The following is a 5,600-nucleotide window of genomic DNA, read 5'->3' on the forward strand; positions in this document are numbered from 1 at the left end:
CGGATTGATGCCCCGCCGGCAGACGGCCAGCCCCAGCACGCCGACCATCGGGCAGCCGTTTTGGCATCAGGCGTAAATGGGAGGGAGTTGTCAGCTTAAGCGCGCCCGAGGTGGTTGTCGGCTTACGGCCTTTGGCCTAAGCCGACCTACGGAACGGTCTTCCTGAGCCACGAGTAGGTCGGCTTAGCGCACCGCGCGTAAGCCGACAATCACACCCTTACAGCAACTGACTCCAAAGCGGCACGGTCACCAGCGACAGCAACAAGCCGTAACCGACAATGGTGGACACCAGCCTCGGCGCCAAACCATGAGCCATAGCCACCACGCCCGCCGAAATCATCGCCGGCATTGCCGTCTGTAACGCGACCGCCTGCGCCGCCACGGAGTGCAGATCCAGCACGGCGAACACCGCAAACACAATCGCCGGAATCAATACCAGCTTATACCCCAGACCCACGGTCAGCGGGAGCAGGTGTTCCTTATCCAGTTTCAACTGCCACTGCAGCCCCACCGCCACCATCACCACCGGCACCAAGCTCTCCGCAATCCGTCCGGTGGCGTAAGTGAACCAATGCGGGTAATCCAGCGGGAAGGTCGCAAACGCGAGCAACAGCACCACGAACGGCGGAAAGGTAAAGATGGTGCGGCTGACTTTACGCCAGGAGGTGTCCTGCCCGCTATACCAGGCCGCCACAATGACCGCATAGGTATTCAGGGCGATCACCGTGCCGGTCTGATCGTAAAGCAGTGCGTAGGGTAGTGCTTCAGGTGGGAGCAGTGCCTGAATCAGGGGAATACCGACAAAGGAGGTATTGCCGAGCACGATCACCAGCATCAAGGCGCCGGTCACCGAACGGGACCAGCCGAACCCGCGCGCCGTCAGCCAGACCAGTGCGGCGGTCGATGCCATCACCACCCAGGTACTGATCACCGGCAACAGCGCCCGTTGATCCAGGGTCAGTTTGGGAATTTCGGTGAGGATCATTGCCGGCAGCGCGACATACAAGACGTAGAGATTGAGCGCACTGGCCGCATCCCGGGGCATCCGGCTCGATCGCTGCAATAGCAGACCGATACCAAGACACGCCAGAATCAGAAGCAGGTTACTCATTCGTCTACCCCGGGAATGATGTCACGCCGCACGCATCAAGGGCGTCGACCACGCGGCGCCTTGCGCTCTTTTCCGGGGCCTGAGGGCGACTTGCCTTTGGCGCCTTTACTGCCCGGACCGCGGTTACCCGGCCCTCGCCCGCCCTGGTTTTTGGGTTTGGAGGGGCGTCCGGCGAAGGGGTTTTCGCTGGATTTGAACTCGATCCGTACCGGCGTTCCCTCGAGCTTCAGAACCTGGCGAAAGGTCTTTTCCAGATAGCGCGCGTAGTGACTGGGCACCGCCTCGGTCTGATTGCCGTGAATCACCACAATGGGCGGATTGTGGCCACCGGGGTGAGCGTAGCGCAGTTTGATACGGCGCCCCTGCACCATGGGAGGCTGATGCTCGCGCACCGCATCCTGCAGGATGCGGGTCAGGAAATTCGTGGAGAACTTGTCCGTGGCGGACTTGTAGGCACCCTCTACGGATTCATACAAGTGCCCTACCCCGGTGCCATGCAAGGCGGAAATAAAATGGATTTTGGCAAAGTCCACAAAGCGCAACCGGCGCTCGAGTTCGTTGCGCACATATTGCTTGTGGCCATCGTCCAGACCATCCCACTTGTTCAGAGCAATCACCAGCCCTCGACCGGCATCAAGGACGTTGCCCATCAGGTGCAGGTCCTGATCCACCACGCCTTCACTGGCGTCCATCACCAGAATGGCGACGTGAGCATCGTCAATGGCCTGGAGGGTTTTCACGATCGAGAACTTCTCGACCGACTCGGACACGTTTTTGCGCCGGCGAACGCCGGCGGTGTCGATCAGGGTATAGTGCTTTTCAAACCGCTCGTAATGAATATAGACGCTATCCCGGGTGGTACCCGGTTGATCATAGACCACCACCCGATCCTCACCAAGCATCCGGTTGACCAGCGTGGATTTACCCACATTGGGCCGGCCCACCACCGCGATCTTGATGCCTTGATTGGTCGGGGCCGGTACCACTTCCTCAACCGGCAGCTCGGCCACCACATCGGACATCATGGACTTGACGCCCCGGCCATGGGTGGCCGTGGTCGGGAAAATCTCGCCCAGCCCCAACTCATAGAACGGCGCCAGGGCCAGGTCCGGGTCTACACCGTCAATCTTGTTGGCGACCAGATAGGTCTTTTTGTTCTGCACCCGCAGATGCCGGGCGATCATTTCATCCGCCGCGGTCAGTCCGGCCCGGGCATCCAGAATAAACAGCACAATGTCCGCTTCCTGAATCGCCTGCAGGGACTGGCCCGCCATGGCGCTATCGATGCCCTCTTCCTCGCCGCTGATACCGCCGGTATCAATCACCATAAAACGGCGGCCTTCCGCCTGCCCTTCACCGTATTTCCGGTCGCGGGTCAGCCCGGCGTAATTCGCCACGAGCGCATCCCGGGATTGGGTCAGACGGTTGAACAGCGTGGATTTGCCCACATTGGGGCGGCCCACCAGGGCAATAACTGGAATCATAATGGAGGCATCGAAGATCGGTAGAACGCAAAGGCGCCTAGGATAGCGGATTGGGGACTTTTTATACAGCCATAAACGAGATCGCCGCCGAAACCCCGGTCAGGAGGTCGGCGGCGAGGCAGTTAACGAGGGAACTATCAATCCCGAGGCTTGACCTCAAGTGCTACCAGGCGTCCGCCATCGGTCTGCACATACAGGGTGTCGCCATCGGTGACCATGGTGCCGGAAATACCGCCCCGATCAAGGCGGCGGCGGGCGGCGAAGCTGCCATCATCGCGCTTGAGCAGATGCAGGTAGCCGTCATAATCCCCCACCGCCAGGTAGTCACCAACGACCTGGGGGCCATTGATGAGGCGGCGCAGCAACTGATCGTTCTGCCAGCGCATTTCACCCGTCGCGGTACTGAAGGCCTTGACCACACTGTCGGCCTCGGAGAGGTACAGAGTGCGACCTTCAGCGGACAAATCCTTATGGGTCGAGGCCTCCTGACTCCACACGGGCCGGCCATTGTTGCGGCCCAAAGCAGTCACGTTGCCCTGAAAAGACGCGGCAAACACCACCCCTTCGTGCAGCAGCGGAGAAGCATCCACGTCAACCATGCGTTCAATCTCGGAGCGACCTTGCGGCAGAGCCACGCGGCGCTCCCAGAGGACCAGGCCATTATCCGGGTTGAAAGCCATCACCTTGCCCGTGGCGAAGCCGGCAATCACCGCCGAATCCGTCATGAGCGGCGAAGCAGTACCCCGCAGCGTCAGCACCGGAGGCGGGCTATCGTATGCCCAGCGGGTTTCTCCAGTCTCGGCATCCAGCGCGTGCAGTCGGCCATCCATGGTCTGGGCGGCCACCACAGTGCCATTGGTCTGGGGAACGGAAATCACTTCACTGCTCAACGCGGTGCGCCACAGCTCCTTACCGTCCTCATTGGCCAGGGCGACCACCTCGCCGTTGCCCGTGCCGTAGAGCAGCACGCCGGCATTGCTGCTCACGCCGCCGGTAATGGCATCATCGGTTTTCTGACGCCAGAGGCGCTTGCCGTTGGCGCGATTGAAGGCGAACACGCGACCCTTGGCATCAGCCGCGTAAATCCGGTCGCCATCAAGAGCTGGCTGCAACTTGACCACGGCCTTGTCGGTGCCCGAACCGACGCCGCTCCGCCAGACAATGTCCAGCTCCGCCGTCGGTTCGAAATCCACCAGTTCCACCGGCTCTGTACCGTCTTCTTTCGAAAACAGCGCACAGCCGGAAAACAGCAAAGCACAAAGCGCTACTGCGCATAACCTCATGAAGCATTCTCCTCGGAGCCCGACGTATCGTCCGCCGTGGCCGGTTGTACATTATCCAGTTTCATCTGCAGCAGCAGAACGCGGTTCTGTTGCTGCGCGTCAAGCGAGTCCAGTGCGCTCTGGTAGGCCTGAGCCGCCCCGTCGTTGTCACCCTGCTCGCTCAGAATGTCCCCGCGAGCTTCGGCGTATTCGGCCGCAATGCTGTCGGCGGGAGTGCCAGCCTCCAGGGTCGCCAGCGCGTCATCGAGTTGTCCGCGAGCTGACAGAACCCGGGCCAACCGCAGGCGAGCCAGCTGCTGGATTGCCTCCGCGGTTTCCTGTTCCAGAACCCAGCGCAACTCACTTTCAGCGGTTTCCAGGTCACCCTCATCGACGGCCCAGCGGGCGCGAATCAGCGCCGCATTTGCGCCGTAGGCACTGTTGGCATGCTCGGTTTTGAGCTGTTCAACAAGCTCGCCGGCCCGCGCACGATCGTCTTCCGAAACGGCGCTGCCTTCCTCGACCGCCAAAGTTTCCAACAGTTCAGAATATATCGCCGAGCCCGCTTCGGCCTTGGCCTGCTGCTGGTCCTGGTAGGTATTCCAGCCAAAATAGCCGCCCACCGCAATCACCACGGCGGTCACAATCCATTTGCCATTTTCCTTCCACCACCGCTTGAGGGCCTCAAGCTGTTCTTCTTCAGTCAGATGATCGCTCACGTTGTACTCCTGTTATTGTCAAAATTCGTTTCAGAGGTTGCTCAGCGCGGGCCAGTAGGCCCGTAGCTGCTCGATAGTCTGGTCCAGCGACAGTGTTTCCTGGGGCCGATCCTCACGCAGATACTTGAGTGAGAGTTGGCCGTTACGGGCTTCGTCCTCCCCCAGAATCAACGCAATGTCGGCGCCGCTTTTGTCCGCCTTTTTCATCTGGCTCTTGAAGCTGCCGCCCCCGCAGTGGGCCAGCAACTGCAGCCCCGGCAGCGCATCGCGCAACCGTTCGGCCGAACGCATGGCCGAGGATTGTACCTCACCCACCGCCACAAGATAGACCTGAGTGCGACGATCAAGGCCCTCGGGCAGTTGCCCGGTGGCCTGAAGCAGCAACAGCAGGCGCTCGAGGCCAATACCAAACCCGATGGCCGGCGTGGGCTTACCACCCAGTTGCTCGACCAACCCGTCATAGCGGCCACCGGCGCATACCGTACCCTGGGCGCCCAGGGCGTCGGTCACCCACTCAAAAGCGGTTTTCCCATAGTAATCAAGCCCTCGTACCAGACGGGGGTTGACCTCAAAGGGAACACCGGCTTCGGTCAGCATGGCTTTGAGGTGCTCGAAATGGGCGGCAGACGCTTCGTCGAGATGCTCAAGCAGTACCGGCGCACCATCCAGAATTTTCTGGGTGTCGGGGTTCTTGCTGTCCAGAATACGCAGGGGGTTGGACGTCAGGCGACGCTGACTGTCTTCATCCAATTGCTCGCGGTACTGGCTCAGATAGTCCACCAGCGCGGTTTTATAGGCGGCGCGAGCCTCGCTGCTGCCCAGGCTGTTCAACTGCAGCGTGACCTGGTCGGCCACACCCAGCGCGCGCAGCATGCGCGCACTGAGCAGCAATACTTCGGCATCAATATCCGGCCCGGTCATGCCGAACACTTCGACCCCCAGTTGGTGAAACTGACGGTAGCGGCCTTTCTGCGGACGCTCGTGGCGGAACATGGGGCCCATGTACCAGAGCCGCTGGGTCTGG

Annotated in this window: 5 protein-coding genes; all 5 read right to left on the reverse strand. The window is 60.9% G+C overall.

Annotation, left to right across the window (positions count from 1 at the left end; genetic code table 11):
* Nucleotides 1-217: 217 nt before the first annotated feature.
* Complete coding sequence (locus tag B3520_RS03790; protein WP_286875448.1) at nt 218-1,111, reverse strand: AEC family transporter; 894 nt, start codon at nt 1,109-1,111, stop codon at nt 218-220.
* A 35-nt stretch (nt 1,112-1,146) separates the two neighbouring features.
* Nucleotides 1,147-2,595 (reverse strand): ribosome biogenesis GTPase Der, encoded by a 1,449-nt coding sequence (gene der, locus B3520_RS03795; protein ID WP_024459867.1) that lies wholly within the window; start codon nt 2,593-2,595, stop codon nt 1,147-1,149.
* Between the two features lie 137 nt (nt 2,596-2,732).
* Nucleotides 2,733-3,878, reverse strand: a complete 1,146-nt coding sequence (bamB, locus tag B3520_RS03800) for an outer membrane protein assembly factor BamB (protein WP_286806692.1) — start codon at nt 3,876-3,878, stop codon at nt 2,733-2,735.
* Nucleotides 3,875-4,576, reverse strand: a complete 702-nt coding sequence (locus B3520_RS03805) for a YfgM family protein (protein WP_024459865.1) — start codon at nt 4,574-4,576, stop codon at nt 3,875-3,877. Before B3520_RS03805 ends, bamB begins: the two co-directional genes overlap by 4 nt.
* A gap of 30 nt (nt 4,577-4,606) precedes the next feature.
* Nucleotides 4,607-5,600 (reverse strand): histidine--tRNA ligase (hisS, locus tag B3520_RS03810; protein WP_286875450.1); only part of this gene is annotated, 994 nt, incomplete at its 5' end.

The sequence above is a fragment of the Marinimicrobium sp. UBA4509 genome (genome assembly GCF_002388575.1).
GTDB lineage: Bacteria > Pseudomonadota > Gammaproteobacteria > Pseudomonadales > Cellvibrionaceae > Marinimicrobium > Marinimicrobium koreense.